Annotated in this window: 16 protein-coding genes, 1 pseudogene and 1 riboswitch; of the genes and pseudogenes, 7 read left to right on the forward strand and 10 right to left on the reverse strand. The window is 34.9% G+C overall.

Annotated elements, in window-relative coordinates:
• Window positions 1-100: 100 nt before the first annotated feature.
• Together AC6CHR_RS07740 and AC6CHR_RS07745 are read right to left on the reverse strand one after the other, a co-directional pair.
• Entirely contained in the window at window positions 101-1,336 is a 1,236-nt protein-coding gene (locus AC6CHR_RS07740; RefSeq protein WP_498248009.1) for a DNA polymerase IV, read from the reverse strand.
• Between the two features lie 250 nt (window positions 1,337-1,586).
• Window positions 1,587-2,051, reverse strand: coding sequence for a chemotaxis protein CheW (locus AC6CHR_RS07745; RefSeq protein WP_498248010.1), 465 nt, complete (start codon window positions 2,049-2,051; stop codon window positions 1,587-1,589).
• 278 nt (window positions 2,052-2,329) lie between these two features.
• A riboswitch (purine riboswitch) is annotated at window positions 2,330-2,430 on the forward strand.
• A gap of 247 nt (window positions 2,431-2,677) precedes the next feature.
• Here AC6CHR_RS07745 and AC6CHR_RS07750 point away from each other — a divergent pair.
• Both AC6CHR_RS07750 and AC6CHR_RS07755 read left to right on the forward strand, forming a co-directional pair.
• Window positions 2,678-3,970, forward strand: a complete 1,293-nt coding sequence (locus AC6CHR_RS07750) for an NCS2 family permease (protein ID WP_498248011.1) — start codon at window positions 2,678-2,680, stop codon at window positions 3,968-3,970.
• Window positions 3,971-4,286: 316 nt separating this feature from the next.
• Entirely contained in the window at window positions 4,287-5,972 is a 1,686-nt protein-coding gene (locus tag AC6CHR_RS07755) for a hypothetical protein (protein ID WP_498248012.1), read from the forward strand.
• Window positions 5,973-6,186: 214 nt separating this feature from the next.
• Here the strand turns inward: AC6CHR_RS07755 and AC6CHR_RS07760 are convergent, their stop codons facing one another.
• The 5 genes from AC6CHR_RS07760 to mce form a co-directional block, all read right to left on the reverse strand.
• A complete protein-coding gene (locus AC6CHR_RS07760) occupies window positions 6,187-7,356 on the reverse strand; it encodes an FtsW/RodA/SpoVE family cell cycle protein (protein ID WP_498248014.1) in 1,170 nt (389 codons plus the stop codon).
• A 415-nt stretch (window positions 7,357-7,771) separates the two neighbouring features.
• Window positions 7,772-8,803 (reverse strand): CAP domain-containing protein, encoded by a 1,032-nt coding sequence (locus AC6CHR_RS07765; RefSeq protein ID WP_498248015.1) that lies wholly within the window; start codon window positions 8,801-8,803, stop codon window positions 7,772-7,774.
• A 232-nt stretch (window positions 8,804-9,035) separates the two neighbouring features.
• Entirely contained in the window at window positions 9,036-10,160 is a 1,125-nt protein-coding gene (locus tag AC6CHR_RS07770) for a tripeptidase T (RefSeq protein ID WP_498248016.1), read from the reverse strand.
• Window positions 10,161-10,180: 20 nt separating this feature from the next.
• On the reverse strand, window positions 10,181-11,734 hold the full coding sequence (locus AC6CHR_RS07775) for an acyl-CoA carboxylase subunit beta (protein WP_498248017.1): 1,554 nt from the start codon (window positions 11,732-11,734) through the stop codon (window positions 10,181-10,183).
• Window positions 11,724-12,152, reverse strand: coding sequence for a methylmalonyl-CoA epimerase (gene mce / locus AC6CHR_RS07780; RefSeq protein WP_498248018.1), 429 nt, complete (start codon window positions 12,150-12,152; stop codon window positions 11,724-11,726). Before mce ends, AC6CHR_RS07775 begins: the two co-directional genes overlap by 11 nt.
• A 168-nt stretch (window positions 12,153-12,320) precedes the next feature.
• Here mce and prli42 point away from each other — a divergent pair, with 168 nt between their 5' ends.
• The 5 genes and pseudogenes from prli42 (at window position 12,321) to AC6CHR_RS07805 (ending at window position 13,964) form a co-directional block, all read left to right on the forward strand.
• On the forward strand, window positions 12,321-12,413 hold the full coding sequence (gene prli42 / locus AC6CHR_RS07785) for a stressosome-associated protein Prli42 (RefSeq protein ID WP_498248019.1): 93 nt from the start codon (window positions 12,321-12,323) through the stop codon (window positions 12,411-12,413).
• Between the two features lie 169 nt (window positions 12,414-12,582).
• Window positions 12,583-12,741, forward strand: a complete 159-nt coding sequence (locus AC6CHR_RS07790) for a transposase (RefSeq protein WP_498248021.1) — start codon at window positions 12,583-12,585, stop codon at window positions 12,739-12,741.
• Between the two features lie 58 nt (window positions 12,742-12,799).
• Window positions 12,800-13,144 carry a helix-turn-helix domain-containing protein gene (locus AC6CHR_RS07795; protein WP_498248022.1) on the forward strand — a complete coding sequence of 115 codons (345 nt, stop codon included), beginning with the start codon at window positions 12,800-12,802 and terminating at the stop codon, window positions 13,142-13,144.
• Window positions 13,108-13,617, forward strand: a complete 510-nt coding sequence (locus AC6CHR_RS07800; protein ID WP_498248024.1) for an IS3 family transposase — start codon at window positions 13,108-13,110, stop codon at window positions 13,615-13,617. The genes AC6CHR_RS07795 and AC6CHR_RS07800 overlap by 37 nt, the downstream gene beginning before the upstream one ends.
• 161 nt (window positions 13,618-13,778) lie before the next feature.
• Window positions 13,779-13,964: pseudogene (locus AC6CHR_RS07805) on the forward strand (IS3 family transposase).
• Between the two features lie 458 nt (window positions 13,965-14,422).
• On the opposite strand, the gene AC6CHR_RS07810 reads toward AC6CHR_RS07805, so the two are convergent.
• From AC6CHR_RS07810 to AC6CHR_RS07820, 3 genes are all read right to left on the reverse strand, one after another.
• The gene (locus tag AC6CHR_RS07810) at window positions 14,423-15,376 is read right to left on the reverse strand and encodes an aromatic acid exporter family protein (RefSeq protein ID WP_498248025.1); all 954 of its coding nucleotides are present in this window, start codon (window positions 15,374-15,376) and stop codon (window positions 14,423-14,425) included.
• A gap of 243 nt (window positions 15,377-15,619) precedes the next feature.
• A complete protein-coding gene (locus AC6CHR_RS07815) occupies window positions 15,620-16,342 on the reverse strand; it encodes an amino acid ABC transporter ATP-binding protein (RefSeq protein WP_498248027.1) in 723 nt (240 codons plus the stop codon).
• A complete protein-coding gene (locus AC6CHR_RS07820; protein WP_498248028.1) occupies window positions 16,335-16,997 on the reverse strand; it encodes an amino acid ABC transporter permease in 663 nt (220 codons plus the stop codon). Before AC6CHR_RS07820 ends, AC6CHR_RS07815 begins: the two co-directional genes overlap by 8 nt.
• Window positions 16,998-17,016 lie beyond the last annotated feature (19 nt).

Genomic DNA, 17,016 nt, shown 5'->3' on the forward strand with positions numbered 1-17,016 from the left:
CCTGTGAAATTGACACATAATTCGAATTATTTATTATGACTACAATTGAAAATACCACAAGTATCGGCTATATTTCAAGTAACATAACTCGTGTAATCGCTTACTCCCGTAAAAAATCTTTATTGAAGCTCGTACCAGGTGATTGATCATCTTCTCGTTTGCCTTTTACACCTCGTTTTATTAGCTGATTCCCATATTTTTTGTTGATTTTCTCGATGACAGAAAGAATCGGCTCATCCTTTGCATCTTTTTCAAATGTGAACAAGTCTAATTGTTTTATTACATCCTCTTTTTCAACTAAATCTTGCCCAGTAATACCTAAAAGTCGGATTGGTTCTTCATTCCAATGTAAATAAAAAAGCTGTTTTGCTATCGAAAAAATGTCATCTTCAGCACCAATGGGGTTTGATAACTTTTTACTACGAGTAATGGTTTTTAAATTCCCATACCTAATTGTGATAAAGATCTTTGTAGCTAGAACCTCTTTACGCTTCATTCTGACCATGACAGAATGTGCTAGTTGTCTTAATACATTGTTGATTTCAGTTTCGTTTGTTGTATTTTTAGATAATGTTGATGAATTGCCTATGCTTTTAAAATCATAGATTGAATCTGGATCAACTTCTCGGTCGTCAATCCCATTAGCGCGTTGTCTTAAACGTTCACCATTGATACCAAGTAATTGTTTAAGCTGTACTTGATTACCATGAGCTAAATCATATATAGTCACAATGCCTATCGTTTCGAGCTTAGCTGCCGTTTTTTCTCCAACACCGTGCATATCGGAAACAGGAAGCGTCCAGAGATTTTCTGCAAGTTCTCTCTTCCTTAACACGGTTATCCCTAGGGGCTTTTTCATATTTGAAGCCATCTTAGCTAAAAATTTATTTGGTGCCACTCCAATACTACACGGAAGTAACAATTCATCTAAAAGCCGTTCCTGAATACGCTTTGGTATACCTAATGGATTTGAACCAATATGCATAGTAATATCCATATATCCCTCATCAATTGAAACTGGTTCAACAAGATCAGTAAACTCCCTAAGTAGCTCAAACATGGCACTGGACGCTTTCCGATAACGTTCAAAATTAGGTTTTTTAACAATAAGTTCTGGGCAAAGCTTTCGAGCTTGCCATAGCGGCATCGTTGTTTTTACTCCTTTTGCACGTGCTTCATAGCTACATGTAACAATAATGCCTTTTCTCTCTTCGACATTTCCGGCAATCGCCAAAGGTCTCCCCTTGAGAGAAGGATCATAAGCGATCTCTACAGAAGCATAGAAACTATTCATATCTACGTGGAGAATGATTCGTCCACTTGTTGGACTATCCATTATGCGACACCACTCACTATTCATTTAAAGATCGTTTGAATGATAAATAACTATCCTCTTTATTTTATCACGAAGTAAAAAAAAAGTTATTTTTCCAATAGCTCTTTTCTAAAAATTTATTGTGTTCAGACAGAAAAAATCGACTTTGGGATTTAATCGGAAGGTAATTTAAAAGAAAATGGAAGAGTAATTAAGCGAAGAGAGCGGCAATAAGCATAAAACCAACCATTCAATAAAAAAATCACCAAAATTAATGGTGACTAAGAATCTCTTCTTTGACAAGGGCTATACCATCTAAACTAGATACAAGAAGGTTTGGATCAATTATTGTAATTAAACGTTCATCCAAGCTTGCTACTCCAATGAAATACCTAGTTGCTTGAAAGGCACCAATAGATATTGATTTCAAATGCTCTTCTTGAATATCTAAAATTTCTTTGGCTTCTTTTACAATAAGAGCAGCAGACAATTCATTCGATTGTACAACAATAAGTTTCGTATTTTCATCAAGTTTTGCATCATCCTGATATAAAATACGGTTCGTATCTAATACAGGAATTAACTCGCCTCTAACCTTAACAACGCCTTTCATATAAACGGGCATATTCGGTATGACATTTACAGCTTCAAGCTTTTCGATTGATGTTACGTGTTCGATTGGTAAACCATACTCTTCATTACCCGCACGAAAAACAACTACTTTTGAAATATCCATGCCAAGCTCCTCTCATAATTTATCCATTTATCCTATTGATTTCTGCTTTTTATAAGACTATCATACTATGAATTAAGAGTTTTTGGAAGAAACTATCTCTCTTAAAAACCCTCTTTTTTTCGGATAAAACTAATTATCCGTTTTTTTATTCTCGATTTACTATTAATTACTCTCTTTCTCCCTTGTCTGCTAATTTATAGAAAATATAAACAATTCAATATGCCATTGACGAATTTTGTTGAACTTGATAAGATATCGTTTATTCAATTTAAATACTATACTAAAATAATAGAAACCCTTGTATAAGTTCAAGAATACGGCTTGAACGTTTCTACTAGCTACCTTAAATAGCTTGTCTACAAGGATTAGAGATGAAAATCCCTTCTCCTTTTATGTAGATATTGATAAAACTTTGGCAGCTTATTCATAGCCAAAGTTTTTTTTGCGTACCTTAATGGTATAAATGTTATCAAACATACCATCATACTAACAATAAGGTTTAATGGACCTTCCTTTGTTACTAAGAAAGATTTCGATTCTAATTCTATGATGAGTCTGTAGCTAAAAACTAGTATTGTGATACAAAATGAAAATATTGAAGAGTGTAACAGAAGGAGAAACTAAACATGAAAAACTTTTTTCGTTTTGATGAACGAGATACATCTTATAAGAAAGAAACACTAGCAGGTATAACAACTTTTCTTTCAATGGCTTATATATTGGTTGTCAATCCAATCATACTAAGCCAGGCAGGAATGGATAAGGGAGCACTCTTTACAGCAACCGCTTTATCAGCAATTGTCGGTTCTCTATTAATTGGACTATTAGCAAACTTTCCAATTGGTATTGCTCCTAGTATGGGTCTCAACTCATTTTTCACCTTTTCAGTTTGCATTGGAATGGGTGTCGATTGGCAAATCGCATTAACTGGAGTGTTTGTTGCTGGTATTATTTTTATGATCTTAAGTCTATTAAAAATTCGCGAAAAAATCATAAATGTTATTCCTTCTGATTTAAAGCATGCAATTGCAGCAGGGATCGGTTTTTTCATCGCCTTTGTCGGATTAAAAAATGCTGGTATTATTGTTGCGAATACAGATACGATTGTTGCAATAGGCGACTTAGCTTCTCCACTAACACTACTTGCTATTTTTGGCTTTATTGTTACCTTAATGCTGCTAGTACGTGGAATAAATGGCGCGATATTTTATGGAATGGTTATCTCAACTGCCATTGGAATGATACTTAAATTGGTTGAGATACCTAGTACAATTGTAGGTAAAGTACCGAGCTTGGAGCCAACATTTGGTGTTGTATTCTCTCACTTAGGTGACATTTTCAGCCCTGAAATTCTTGCTGTCATATTTACATTTCTATTTGTCGCATTTTTTGATACAGCTGGAGCCCTAATTGCTGTTGCTAGTCAAGCAGGGTTAATGAAAGACAACAAAATCCCGAATGCTGGTCGTGCATTACTTGCTGACTCTGCCTCTGGAGTTGCAGGTGCTATTTTTGGAACATCGACAACTGCATCATTTGTCGAATCAACAGCTGGTATCGCTGTTGGAGGGAGAACCGGGTTCACATCTGTCATAATCGCAGGGTGTTTTACGATCGCATTATTCTTCTCACCGATTCTTTCAGTTATTACGCCAGAGGTTACAGCTCCAGCGTTAATTATAGTCGGTGCATTAATGGCGATGGAAATTAGCAAAATTAATTGGAGCAAATTAGAAATTGTGATTCCGTCTTTCGTGACAATACTAATGATGCCACTAACTTCTAGTGTGGCAACTGGTATAGCTCTTGGTTTTATATTATACCCTTGTGCAATGATCGCACAGAAACGCTATAAGGAAGTTCACCCTATTATGTACGTTCTCAGCTTCTTCTTTATTTTGTACTTTATCTTCATCTAGAATCAAGATGAAAGTAATCTCTAAAACTATCTAGGTAAAAGAAATAATTTTATTTCTTTTACCTTTTTTGCCTTCTAGCAAAGATTGTTGTTTTTCGTAAAAATTCAGTTTGACGAATCTAGATTGGCGTCGTTCCGATTTCACTTAATACTTAGTCTATCCCATTGGAAAATAGTATCAATTCTCTATTTTCATGTTCTTGAGCAACAGACTTTTAGAAAAGATCCTTATCAAAAGATTAAATTGAAACCTTTTTATTAGTTAGTCGTAATAGAAGTATACCGTAGTAAAAAAGCAACTTTGAAGGGAGAATTTTATGGGTAACATTTTTTTATTTTCACTCATTATTGGGTTAGTATCAGTACTTGTGACCATACCGTTTACTAAAAATAATCCGTCAGGTAAAAAGGAAAACCAAGTTAAAAAGCCACGATTAGGTGTACCAATCGCACTATTAGTCATAATCATGCCTACTATGTTTGCTTTTTATTATTTTAGTAACTTAGATCGTAATATATCTTCATTATGGCTGTTTATCATCCTAATTACAGCTATTGGTACTCTAATTGCTTCTGGAAAGGAACGAATGATAAAGGGTATTCTTTTCATCGGAAGCCTTCTATTCGCAGTCTACCTCCTGTCAGCACCAATATTTAATGCAGATGAAAAATTTGAATATGCGAAAATGGCAGAAAAAGTTGAAATTAAAGCCTTTGATGAAAATGAGACGCCCGCAAGTGTTCCACCCGAATTTGCACGAAACAAGATGAAAAAGGCATTTGGTCAAGTACCAAACACAAGTTATTATGAGCTGGGTAATTTACAAATTCAAAAGGTAAATGGTGAATTTGTCTATATTGCTCCAGTTGAATTTTCAGGATTTTTCAAATGGTGGAATGGTGATGAAATACCTGGATACTTTACGCTAAGTGCTACAGACTCTTCTGAGAATCCAAAATTTATTAAGTCAGAAATGGTTTATACTCCATCCTCTTACTTTAATAAAAAAGTAGAACGACATATACGAATGAACTATCCAAAACATATTTTTCACGGTGATGTTCAGTTAGAAATTGATGATGAAGGCAAGCCACAATACATTCGCACTTTTGGACAATTTGTTAGCGCACGAAATGGATTTACTGTCGAAGGGATTGTTATAGTTGATCCTAAAAATGGAAATACGAAAGCTTATAAATTGACTGATATTCCAGAATATATTGATGGAGCTGTTTCCCCTGAAACAGTAAGTTTACAAAATAGTTACTATGGAAATTATATAAGAGGATTTTGGAATAGTAAGTTTGGGAAATCTGATGTTAAGTTACCTTCTGACGAAGGAACTGAGGCTAATGTAAGTCCTATTTTTGATAAAAATGGTGACATGTATTATTTCACGGACTTCACTAGTCCCAAAGAAGGCGTCGACTCAATGCTCGGTTACTCTCTAACTAATTCAAGGACAGGAAAAGCAACCTACTATACAGGAAACCTTGAAGAATCCTATATGGACTCCCAAGGCGCTTTGCAAATTATTGAAAAGAAATTCATCGAAAAGAAATGGCATGGTGAAATGCCGGTTCTATATAACTTTTATGGAGAAGCTAGTTGGTTAACACCTGTATTAGATTCAAATGGCTTCCTACAAAATTATTTTATCGTATCGGCAGCCAACCCTGAGATTTCAGTATATGGAAGTACACCAAACGAAGCTTTAAAACAATATAAAACAGCGTTACAAAAAGGTGGAAGCAGAGTTGATGGCACTTCTGAAGCAGTGGAAAAGTCAGTAACAGGAACAGTTGTAAGAGTTTATAAAGAAAAAACCGGTGACTTCACGATTGTTTCGTTCCTATTAAACAACCGTAAAAGTTATGTCATATCATCTGAAAACAATCCACTAGCTATTTATTTGCAAGAAGCGGATAAAGTAAAACTGACTTATTTAGAAACTGGAGAAAACTTCTTACCCGTTAAAGACATGGTCATTGAAGGGTTATAGTAAAAAAACCTTCCAATGCATAATTTCTTTTTGAAGATAGTTTTGATTCATGTACCTTACCTTTTAAAAGTGACAGGATCCTTTTGATTTGAATACAATAGAAAAACACGCTGAGAAACTCGAAATGAGTTACTCAGCGTGTTTTCTTTACCTTTATCATTATCGCTAAATACAATTCAAACGCACGTTTACCACAGATACTTCCTATCTTTATCTACTTGTCAGAGGAAAACATATAATCCCTTTTCCTTAATGATATATTTAAGACTAATCCAATCCCCATCATACTAGCCATTACTGAACTACCTCCGTAACTCATAAGTAGTAATGGAATTCCTGTAATTGGTATTAACCCAATAACCATCCCAATATTTTGAAAGGTATGAAATGTAAACAAAGCAACCATCCCAATGCAGATAAAAAATTCAAATAAATTATTTCTAGCATACATTCCAATCCCAAGCATTCGATAGATAATTAAAAAGTATAACGAGATAACAAAGGATGCTCCTATAAATCCATATTCTTCTGCAACGATAGTAAAAATAAAATCAGAGTGTGCCTCTGGTGTATAAACATTGCTTTGATGAAATCCTTTTCCATCTATCATTCCTGATCCAATTGCAAGAATTGATTGCTTTAACTGATAACCAATCCCTTCACCATGTTCAAAAGGATTTAACCACGAATAAATCCGATTTAATTGATAGTTCCCAAAAATATTTAATAAAAGTTCAGCATTATATAAGAAAATAGTGACCAGGGTAGCAACTACAATTGTAGCAATAAGTAAAATAATCGTAATTATTTTCCAGTTAATTCCTGATAGAAACACTACAGCTAAAGTAATAACTACCATAACTAATGAAGAACCAAAATCATTTTGTAAAAGGATTAAAATGATAGGTGCTAGTGATATGCCTGCAATTTTCACTAGTAGAAACAAATCTTGTGAAATACTATCCCGATCTCCTTTTTCATAATGTTTATGGATGGTATTTGCTAACATCAAGATTAGTAGTATTTTCATAAATTCTGAAGGTTGAATAGAACCTACCCCTGGGAATTTATACCAAGATTTTGCACCATTTATTTCTGGCGCAATCGATTCCGGGGCAATTAAGATTCCTATCAGTAAAAGGATACCAATTCCGTAAAAGTATGGTGTAAATTTACTGATTTGTTCGAAATCAAATAGAAAAATAACTGTGGCAATGATAATCCCTAAAATAAACCAAACGATTTGTTTCATAAAAAAGTTTTCATCGTATTGGGCATATTTTTGGGCACTTAAAATAGTTACACAACTACTGATCATTAATAAAAATAAGAAAAAAATTAAAGAAAAGTCAAAATAATTATATCGTTTTGTGGACAAATTCATCACCGTTTTTTATGTATTTAGAAGAGAATTCAAATATGCTTAAAAATAGATTTTTCTTGAATCTAGTTTATCAAAAAGGTTTTATACGTTTTAATTAGAAGTAGTTACCAGCTGTTAAGAATTGTATGGAGTAATATTTTAGAATAGAATCTATATTAAAAAGAGTACCATTTCTAATTAAAAAAATATACAGGAGATAACATATATTTCTAAATAATTCTTTTTATTTAAACAATTGACAATAAAATGAATCATTCCATACCTATTAGACGTTTGAACTGTAATTTAGTTACACATTAGTAACGGTCTTTTTACTATTTCTAAATTTGAATAACGTATTAAAAAACTATGATTCTCCATCATTTTAGACATTACAAAAAAGCAGTTCATAAAGATCTGCTTTTTTGTATTAGTATTATTTACCGATAAACATCTGTGTCCAATGATGACCATTTTGATCGTAGCCTATTCCAATGTGAGTAAAGTCTTTACTTAATATATTTTTACGATGCCCTTCGCTATTCATCCACGCTTCAACAACCTGTTGTGGAGATTGTTGACCCTGAGCAATATTTTCTCCGGCTGTTTTATACGTTACGCCGAAATCCCTCATCATATCAAAAGGTGACCCGTAAGTAGGACTAGTATGTGAGAAATAATTATTTGCTCTCATATCCTCTGATTTTTTTTGAGCTACTTCGTTGAGCTTTGTATCAGCTTTTAGATCAGATAGCCCATTTTTTCGTCTTTGCTCATTTGTTAAATCAATTACCTGCTGAACCTCTTGACCACTTGGCTGTTTCGCCTCAGTTTGATTTGCTTGTTTTTGTTCTTTAGCTGTAGGTGCTTTTGCTTGCTGTTGTTGCTCCTGTTGTTGTTGCTGTTGTTGTTGCTGTTGTTGTTCCTGTTGTTGTTCCTGTTGTCCTTGTCCTTGATACTGCTGTTCGTTTGGTGTTTGCCTTTTTTGTTGTTGCTCCTGTGCATGTGCTTGAGCTTTGTTTTGTTCTTTGGTATGGTTTTGACTCTTTTGATTATGATTCGTCTCATTTACAAACTTATATTTAGCCTCTTGTACTACTATTGCTTTCGTATGTGGATACTTACCACTCGATATATCTGTTTTGGAGCTTGATATATCCGATCCACCTCGACTTGCGTCTTCATTAAAGGTATCAGGAACAAAATCGAAATCATTATCATTGTTCGTGATACCATTTTGAGGATCTCGATGGGCTGTCCTTAACTCATTTGCACCATCATTTGATCTATTGTTTATATTACGTGAGTTAGTCCCATATCCACGTCCATTTTGCTGTGTGTTATCTGAAACATCCACTGTACCCACCGGAGACATATCATTATTTTCCATCGCTCCGTTATTGTTACAGGCAACTAGTCCCGCTACTAGAGCCCCTGTAATGAATAATCCAAGCTTCTTTTTTATCATACGAAATTCCTCCTTTTTACGATCCTTCTTATTTTCTTTCTTTCCTTCGATTTTATAGGTGGAAATAATGATGCAAAATGGAGAAAAATGCATTTCGTTGATATTCCATCATGTATGCTGGATGTTTTAGATAACTTAAACTTTTGACATAAATGGCATTTTATTTGTAGCAATGTAAATAATGGCGAAAAAAAGAACGCTTAGGGAATTCTAACCCTAGCGTTCACAATTATTATTTATTTTCAGCAACTTCTTGAATCACCGCTATTACTAACTCTGCAGTTTTTTCCAATTCTTCAATCGGCATTTTTTCATTAGTTGTATGAATATCTTCGTAGCCAACAGCAAGGTTAACAGTTGGAATACCATTTCCGGCAATAACATTGGCATCACTTCCGCCACCGCTTGTTTGAAGCTCACTAGCACGGCCTATTCTAGCTGATGCACGCTTCGCTACTTCAACAACATGGTCACCATCACCAAATTTAAATCCTGGATACATCACTTCGACTTCTACTTCTGCACGCCCGCCCATATCTTTAGCTGCACTTTCAAAAGCTTCCTTCATTTTTTGGACTTGTTTTTCCATTTTTTCTGGAATTAATGAGCGCGCCTCAGCAAGAATATGTACTAAATCACAAACAATATTTGTTTGGGTTCCACCTTCAAAACGACCAATATTTGCCGTTGTTTCATGGTCTATACGACCTAACGGCATTTTAGATATCGCTTTTGAAGCAATCGTTATAGCAGAAATACCTTTTTCAGGTGCAACCCCTGCATGAGCAGTTTTCCCGTATATTGTCGCATTCACTTTTGCTTGTGTTGGGGCAGCAACGATGATCGTTCCAACTTTGCCATCACTGTCTAATGCATAGCCATATTCTGCTGTCATTAGGACTGGATCAAGAGCTTTAGCACCAACTAACCCTGACTCTTCTCCTGCAGTAATAACAAATTCAATTTTACCATGTGGAATATCCTGTTCATTCAATGTTCTAATTGCTTCTAACATTGCTGCAAGTCCTGCTTTATCATCAGCTCCAAGAATAGTTGTACCATCTGTTACAACGTAGCCATCCTTTACACTAGGCTTAATTCCATTACCTGGGACAACTGTATCCATATGAGAAGTGAAATAAATCGTATCAACATTATCTATTGTCGCATCTAACGTACAGATTAGATTACCTGCTCCATGTCCTGTTACATTTGTTGTGTCATCCTCTACAACATGTAATCCAAGTCTTGAAAATTTGTCCTTTAATACTTTTGCAATCTCTGTTTCGTGCTTTGTTTCAGAATCGATCTGAACTAGCTCTAAAAACTCCACTAATAATCGTTGTTTATTAATCATAAAACATATACCTCCTAATTTTATAAGGGAATATTCCCATGTTTTTTCATTGGTCTAGTTTCTTTTTTTGTTTGTAGCATCTCAAGTGCCTGAATAAGCTTAATTCGTGTCTCTCTTGGATCAATAACATCATCAACCATACCATAACTTGCGGCTACATAAGGATTGGCGAATTTTTCACGATACTCTTCGATTTTTTCAGCTCTTGTTTGTTCTGGGCAATCGCTTGCTTGAATATCCTTTGAAAAAATAATATTTGCCGCTCCTTGTGGACCCATTACAGCAATTTCCGCATTAGGCCAAGCATATACAAGATCAGCTCCTATAGATTTACTATTAAGTGCAACATAGGCCCCACCATAGGCTTTCCGCAAAATAACAGTCAATTTAGGGACAGTTGCTTCTGAATAGGCATACAAAATTTTTGCTCCATGTCGAATAATTCCCCCATGCTCCTGTTTTACACCAGGGAAAAATCCAGTTACATCCTCAAATGTGATAATTGGGATCTGAAATGAATCACAAAAGCGTATAAAGCGGGCTGCTTTATCTGCTGAATCAATATCTAATCCTCCAGCTAAATACTTTGGTTGGTTACAGACTAACCCAATCACTTCTCCCTTTATTCGGCCAAGTCCAATCACTATATTCTTGGCAAAGCTTTTTTGTACCTCAAAAAAGGAGCCCTCATCTACCACTTGATTAATGACAAGACGGATATCATATGGTCGAATCGCATCAAACGGAATTGTATCTGTTAATTCCGGACGGTAGTCATCTCTTTCTTCGTATGAAACAATCGGTGGCTTTTCTTGATTATTTTGTGGTAAATAACTTAACAACTTACGAACCTGAAGTAAGACTTTTTCTTCAGTTGCACCAGAAAAATGGGCATTGCCGCTAATAGTATTGTGTACATATGCTCCACCTAAATCCTCAGAACTGATTTTTTCACCTGTTACCGTTTCAATTACCTTTGGTCCTGTAATAAACATTTGGCTTGTATTTTCAACCATAAACACGAAATCTGTAATTGCTGGTGAATAGACAGCTCCTCCTGCACAGGGGCCAAGAATCACTGACAATTGTGGGATCACACCTGAATAAATCGTATTGCGATAAAAAATTTGTCCGTAACCATCTAATGATACCACACCTTCTTGAATTCTCGCACCGCCCGAGTCTTTAAGGCCAATAAAAGGAGTACCATTTTTAGCTGCTAAGTCCATTACAGCCGCAATTTTTTTTGCATGCATTTCACCAAGCGCACCGCCAAATACAGTAAAATCCTGTGAAAATAAATAAATCGGGCGACCATTTACTTTTCCGAAACCTGTTACAACGCCGTCTCCAGGTCCCGATTTGTTATCTAAGCCAAAATCATTACAGCGATGCTCTATAAAAGAATTTAATTCGACAAATGTACCATCGTCCACTAGAAGATTAATCCTTTCTCTTGCCGTAAGCTTTCCTTTTTCATGTTGCTTAGCTATTTTTTCATCGCCGCCTCCAAGTTCAACTTTACGTCTTTTTTCATATAATTCATTTATTTTTTTATAAATATCATATGACATCATGCTCACCCCTCTGTTTCTCACACAATTCAACTAACACTTTATTTGCTGACTTTGGATGTAGAAACGCGATAGATGCATTTGCTGCACCTAGTCGAGGAATTTCATCGATTAAAGGTAATCCTTTTTCCTTTAATTCAACCAAGCGGGTAGCTAAATTAGAAACACCAAATGCAATATGATGTATTCCTTCTCCATGCTTCATTAGGTACTTTGCAATTGCGCTTTCACTTGACATTGGTTCTATTAATTCAATCTTTGTTTCAGATTCATTTATTTGTAAGAAAGCTACTTTTACCTGCTGTGTAGGAACTTCTTCACACCCCACGAAGCTTAACTGTAATACATCTCTATAAAAGGGTAATGCCGAATCGATTGAATGGACTGCGACTCCAATATGATCAACTTTTTTAATCACTCATTTCTCCTCCTAACATTTGTAAGCGTTATCATGTTCTGAATAGCTTCTGTATATCTATGTGAAATCCCTGCTGATTAGTCGAAATCCTTTCAAATTTTAACAAGGATTAGGTGTTGTCCAAAAGAGCGATTCACGGTAAAATAAAAGGACAAGGAGTGAAAAATTATGTCTCGTAAAACACAAAAGATTGTCGTTTATTTAATGATTGGGGTCATGCTTGTTACAACTCTACTAGCGGGTGTTTCAGTTTGGTTTTAATTTAGGCTCTAAGTTTGTTGCTTTTGACTTAACTAATGATCTTATTTGCTTCATTTATAAATAGTAAAATACCCATAATATTATTGTAGAACTTCACGTAAAAAAGCATGAGAAAGGTACCGCCCCTCGAAAGTTAGAGTGAAAAATCTAATTTTCGGGGGTGTTTTTTATGGCTAAATATAGTGAAAAATTTAAAATAAAGCTTGTCACCGAGTATTTAGATGGCAACATTGGATATGAATCACTGGCAAAAAATTATAATATGGGCAGCCATACACCAATAGTTGCGTGGGTGAGAGCTTATAAATCTCAAGGAATGATGGGTTAAAACGAAGAAAGATGCAGAGGGAGTATTCTGTTCAATTTAAATTAGATACGAACAATTCATGTTAAACACAGGTGCTTCCTATTTAGATATGGCTGTTCACTTCAAGTTGAACAACCCATCCTTAATCGTACGCTGGAAAAAGGAATTTAATGAACAAGGAGTAGAAGGCCTGAATCCAAAATTAAAGGAGCGACCTTCTATGTCTAATAAATCCAATAAACAAAAGAAAAAGGAAGAAAAAAAGCTAACACGAGAGGAAGAGTTGGAACGCGAGATTGAATTACTAAGACTCGAAAATGCTTACTTAAAAAAGCTGCGAGCTTTCCGAGAAAATCCAAATGTCTTTCTCGAAAAGCACAAGCAAAATTGGCATTCGAACTCAAAGAAAAAGGGTTCCGATTAAAAGATATTTTCCTTGTTGTAGGTATTCCTGAAGCAACCTACCACTATCATGTTAAAAACTTTGGAAAAGAAGATTTAGAGATGGAACTAAAAGAACTCATTACTCACCTATTTAAGAGGTTTCATGAACGCTATGGTTATAAACGCATCACAAAGGAATTAGAGAAATTAGGGCATTGTGTTAATCATAAAAAAGTGTATCGACTCATGCGAGAGCTAGGATTGAAATGTGTAAAATTCATGCGAAAATCCCGTAAATACACTTCCTATAAGGGAAAGGTTGCGAAAAACCGAATATCACGCCGTTTTAGCACACCTATTCCTCTTCAAAAATTAGTAACCGATATTACAAAATTTAAATGTCTTGGGGAAGAGAAGTTATATTTAAGCCCAATTCTTGATCTATACAACGGAGAAGTTATAGCGTTTGGAATTAGGAAACGTCCAACACTAGATCTTGTCTGGAACCCTTAAAAGAATCAATTGGGATAATTAAAAATCATGCAACCTATCGCACTACTATCCATTCTGATCAAGGCTGGCATTACCAACACAACCAATGGGTGAAAACATTAAAGAACAATAACATATTCCAAAGCATGTCACGTAAAGCAACCTGTGCAGACAATGCCTCGATGGAGAATTTCTTTGGCATTTCAAAGCAAGAAATGTATTATGGGGAAAAACTAGTAAGTTATGAAGAATTAAAAAGAAGAATAGAAGAATATATCAACTAGTATAACAATGAACGATCAAAAGAAAAATTGACTGGACTGAGCCCTGTTGAATACCGAACTCAATCCAGCCAATCAGCTGCATAATAAAACTCTAACTTTTGGGGATGAGCAACAAATCTCTCATGCTTTTTTAGATAGTTACCTAATACTTAATCCTCATTTTTTAGTTTAGATCTATCTCCATTCCTGTAATGATTCATCTTCTTTAGTGTTGCGTTAATATTATTTAAACTTATTAAAATAAACCCAAGCATTACAAAAGTCACAATCTCCCCAGTGAAAAATGAGACAATCCCTAAAATTAAGAAATAAATGGTGTTCCACGCATTACTCAATAACCTTACCTCGATTCACTTTTCGAAAAAATAAGCTTCTTTAACTATCAACTTATAAAATAATGTATAGTACATATTGACCCATGACCTCAATTAAATCCTACCATATATTCCTAATAACTAGTTAACATTTCTACAATGGGATTTTTCTGTGTGTTAAGGTAAAGGTAAGTGTTGATTAATATTTAACCCAAACTTTTAAGGTTACTATGTTTCCATCCCTTTAAATTGACTCTTAATAAGTAAATATCTTTCCATTTCATTATTAAATAATAGCAGCGCAGCCCTTACTTCAAACTCTTCTCTCGTTTTAGGCAATTCCATATCTTCAAATGTCTGTTTCATTTCTAAAAGTTGAACAAGAAACTTATGAGCCGTATTTCCAGGGTGGATATTCTCACTTAGGTCATGAACAAAGCTTGCTATCATTTTACTTTGATCGGTTGAGATGTGGATAGATGTTATCAACGGGATAATCCGTTCTATTATATCGAATTGTTTTTCTCTCATTTTAAAATAATGATAATAGGTATTTTCATGACGTAAAAAGTGATTTTCGACATCTCGAAAAGCCATCGTTTTCGCTTCATTTATTAATTCTGCTGTTTTTATGATTTCATGACCATCCCATTTCTGATCACTTTCTAACAGATAGCCTTCAATTTCACGGAATATCGTGGCAAAGTTATCCTCAATCTGATTTTGGAAACTTTTTAATTTTCGCTCTACACTAGGCATGTAGAAGTTCATAATGAGAGCAACACCAATTCCGATTAATATGATTGATAACTCATTAGCTATTAGTTTCAATGTAATTTCCTCTGAATTATACAAATGGAAGATTATGACTGTACTTGTTACAATTCCCTCCGTAGCCTTCACAAGAACTGTTGTTGGTATGAATACTAATAGCATTAAGCCAATAATAATTGGATGATACATTAGGCCTTCAAAAAATATGTATGAAAAGATAATAGCAATTGAACAAGCTAGCAACCGATCCCATGAGCTTTTAAGTGACTTCTTTTTTGTCACTTTTATACAGAGAACTGTAATGATTCCGGCAGAAATATAATTATCAAGCTGGAGGTACTGTGCCAACATAACTGCAATTGTTGTACCTAATGCCGTTTTGACTGTCCGATAACCAATTTTAAACATAATTGATCTCCTCATTTATATTACTCATTATGTAGTTTACTTTTGTAGAAAAAGCTAGACAATCACAAGTAAATTATTTATAAAAACATCCTACACCATAAGCGAATACTACAAAATATTTAGTGTAAGAGCATGAGCCTGTGCTAGCAGGATTACGTTATGTGTACTGATTTTATATGTCATTGGAGTTAATAATAGTAACACGATAAAAAAAGATGATCAACTGACCACCTTTTTCACCTATTATAGCATTTTTTCTAAGAAATCTTGAGCACGCTGTGTTTTTGGTTTTGTAAAGAATTCATCAGGAGTAGCATCTTCAACAAGCATCCCACCGTCTAGAAAAAGAACTCGATCTGCTACTTCTTTCGCAAAGCCCATTTCATGGGTGACGATCGCCATTGTCATACCTGTTTGTGCTAAATCCTTCATTACTTCAAGAACTTCTTTTACCATCTCAGGGTCAAGTGCTGATGTAGGCTCATCAAACAACATCACGTCAGGATTCATTGCCAATGCACGAGCAATCGCTACCCGTTGTTTTTGGCCACCTGATAACCGATTTGGGTATTCTGAAGACTTTTCAAGTAATCCTACTTTTTTTAACAAATTCGTCGCTTGCTCATCTGCTTCAGGCTTTGTTAGCCCTCTAACTGTCATCGGTGCATAGGTTAAATTATCAAGGACAGATTTATGCGGGAATAGATGAAAATGCTGAAATACCATTCCGACATTTTGCCGAATCTTTGCAATATCTGTTTTCGGATCTGTAATCTCTTCGTTGTTAATCCATACTCTACCATCCGTTGGCTTTTCAAGTAAATTCAAACAACGTAAGAAGGTTGACTTCCCCGATCCAGAGGGACCGATTATAGCAATAACTTCACCAGCAGAAAGTGTGGTTGATATTCCTTTTAAAACATCTAATTTCCCAAAAGATTTATGCAAATTTTCAATTTTAATCACTTCGTTTCATTCTCCCTTCAATACCTTTACCGAGGAGTGTTAAAACCATCACTAAAATATAATAGATTAGACCTGCAAATAGCAATGGAGCAAAATAATTATAGGTATCTGCGCCTACTTGATAAGCACGTCTCATAATGTCCTGTACTCCGATAACTGTAACTATTGCTGATTCCTTTGTTAAGGTTATAAATTCGTTCATCAATGCAGGCAAGATATTTTTAAATGCTTGCGGTAATATGATATCCTTCATCATTTTCGAATAAGGAATTCCTAATGCCATTGAAGCTTCTTTTTGTCCCTTATCAATAGCATTAATACCAGCACGAATAATTTCTGATATATATGCCGCAGAATTTAACGAAAATGCAGCCACTGCTGCTGGATAAGGATCAATCGGGAAACCTAGTATCTGTGGAAGTCCAAAATATATAATCAATAATTGTAGCACTAAAGGAGTTCCTCTAAATACAGATGTATACGCATCTGCTAGCCACATTAACGGCTTAATTCTACTAATTTTAAACAAAGCAAGGATGACTCCCCAGGTAAAACCAAGTAACAATGATAATACCACAATCTGCAATGTTACCCATATCCCTTGCAGAATAAACGGCAAGGATGGGACGATTGAAGAAAAAAAGTTTATCTCCATTTCTTTTTCCAAATCCTTT

The sequence above is a fragment of the Metabacillus sp. GQ13 genome, assembly GCF_059758525.1.

Excerpts from the sequence above, each read along its gene's own strand:
- prli42 (WP_498248019.1), top strand. The coding sequence starts at position 12,321 with ATGTCTCGTAAAACACAAAAGATTGTCGTTTATTTAATGATTGGGGTC.
- AC6CHR_RS07745 (WP_498248010.1), bottom strand. The coding sequence starts at position 2,051 with ATGGATATTTCAAAAGTAGTTGTTTTTCGTGCGGGTAATGAAGAGTAT.
- AC6CHR_RS07775 (WP_498248017.1), bottom strand. The coding sequence starts at position 11,734 with ATGTCATATGATATTTATAAAAAAATAAATGAATTATATGAAAAAAGA.
- AC6CHR_RS07820 (WP_498248028.1), bottom strand. The coding sequence starts at position 16,997 with ATGGAGATAAACTTTTTTTCTTCAATCGTCCCATCCTTGCCGTTTATT.
- AC6CHR_RS07765 (WP_498248015.1), bottom strand. The coding sequence starts at position 8,803 with ATGATAAAAAAGAAGCTTGGATTATTCATTACAGGGGCTCTAGTAGCG.
- AC6CHR_RS07750 (WP_498248011.1), top strand. The coding sequence starts at position 2,678 with ATGAAAAACTTTTTTCGTTTTGATGAACGAGATACATCTTATAAGAAA.
- AC6CHR_RS07795 (WP_498248022.1), top strand. The coding sequence starts at position 12,800 with ATGTTAAACACAGGTGCTTCCTATTTAGATATGGCTGTTCACTTCAAG.
- AC6CHR_RS07740 (WP_498248009.1), bottom strand. The coding sequence starts at position 1,336 with ATGGATAGTCCAACAAGTGGACGAATCATTCTCCACGTAGATATGAAT.
- AC6CHR_RS07770 (WP_498248016.1), bottom strand. The coding sequence starts at position 10,160 with ATGATTAATAAACAACGATTATTAGTGGAGTTTTTAGAGCTAGTTCAG.
- AC6CHR_RS07755 (WP_498248012.1), top strand. The coding sequence starts at position 4,287 with ATGGGTAACATTTTTTTATTTTCACTCATTATTGGGTTAGTATCAGTA.
- AC6CHR_RS07810 (WP_498248025.1), bottom strand. The coding sequence starts at position 15,376 with ATGTTTAAAATTGGTTATCGGACAGTCAAAACGGCATTAGGTACAACA.
- AC6CHR_RS07760 (WP_498248014.1), bottom strand. The coding sequence starts at position 7,356 with ATGAATTTGTCCACAAAACGATATAATTATTTTGACTTTTCTTTAATT.
- AC6CHR_RS07790 (WP_498248021.1), top strand. The coding sequence starts at position 12,583 with ATGGCTAAATATAGTGAAAAATTTAAAATAAAGCTTGTCACCGAGTAT.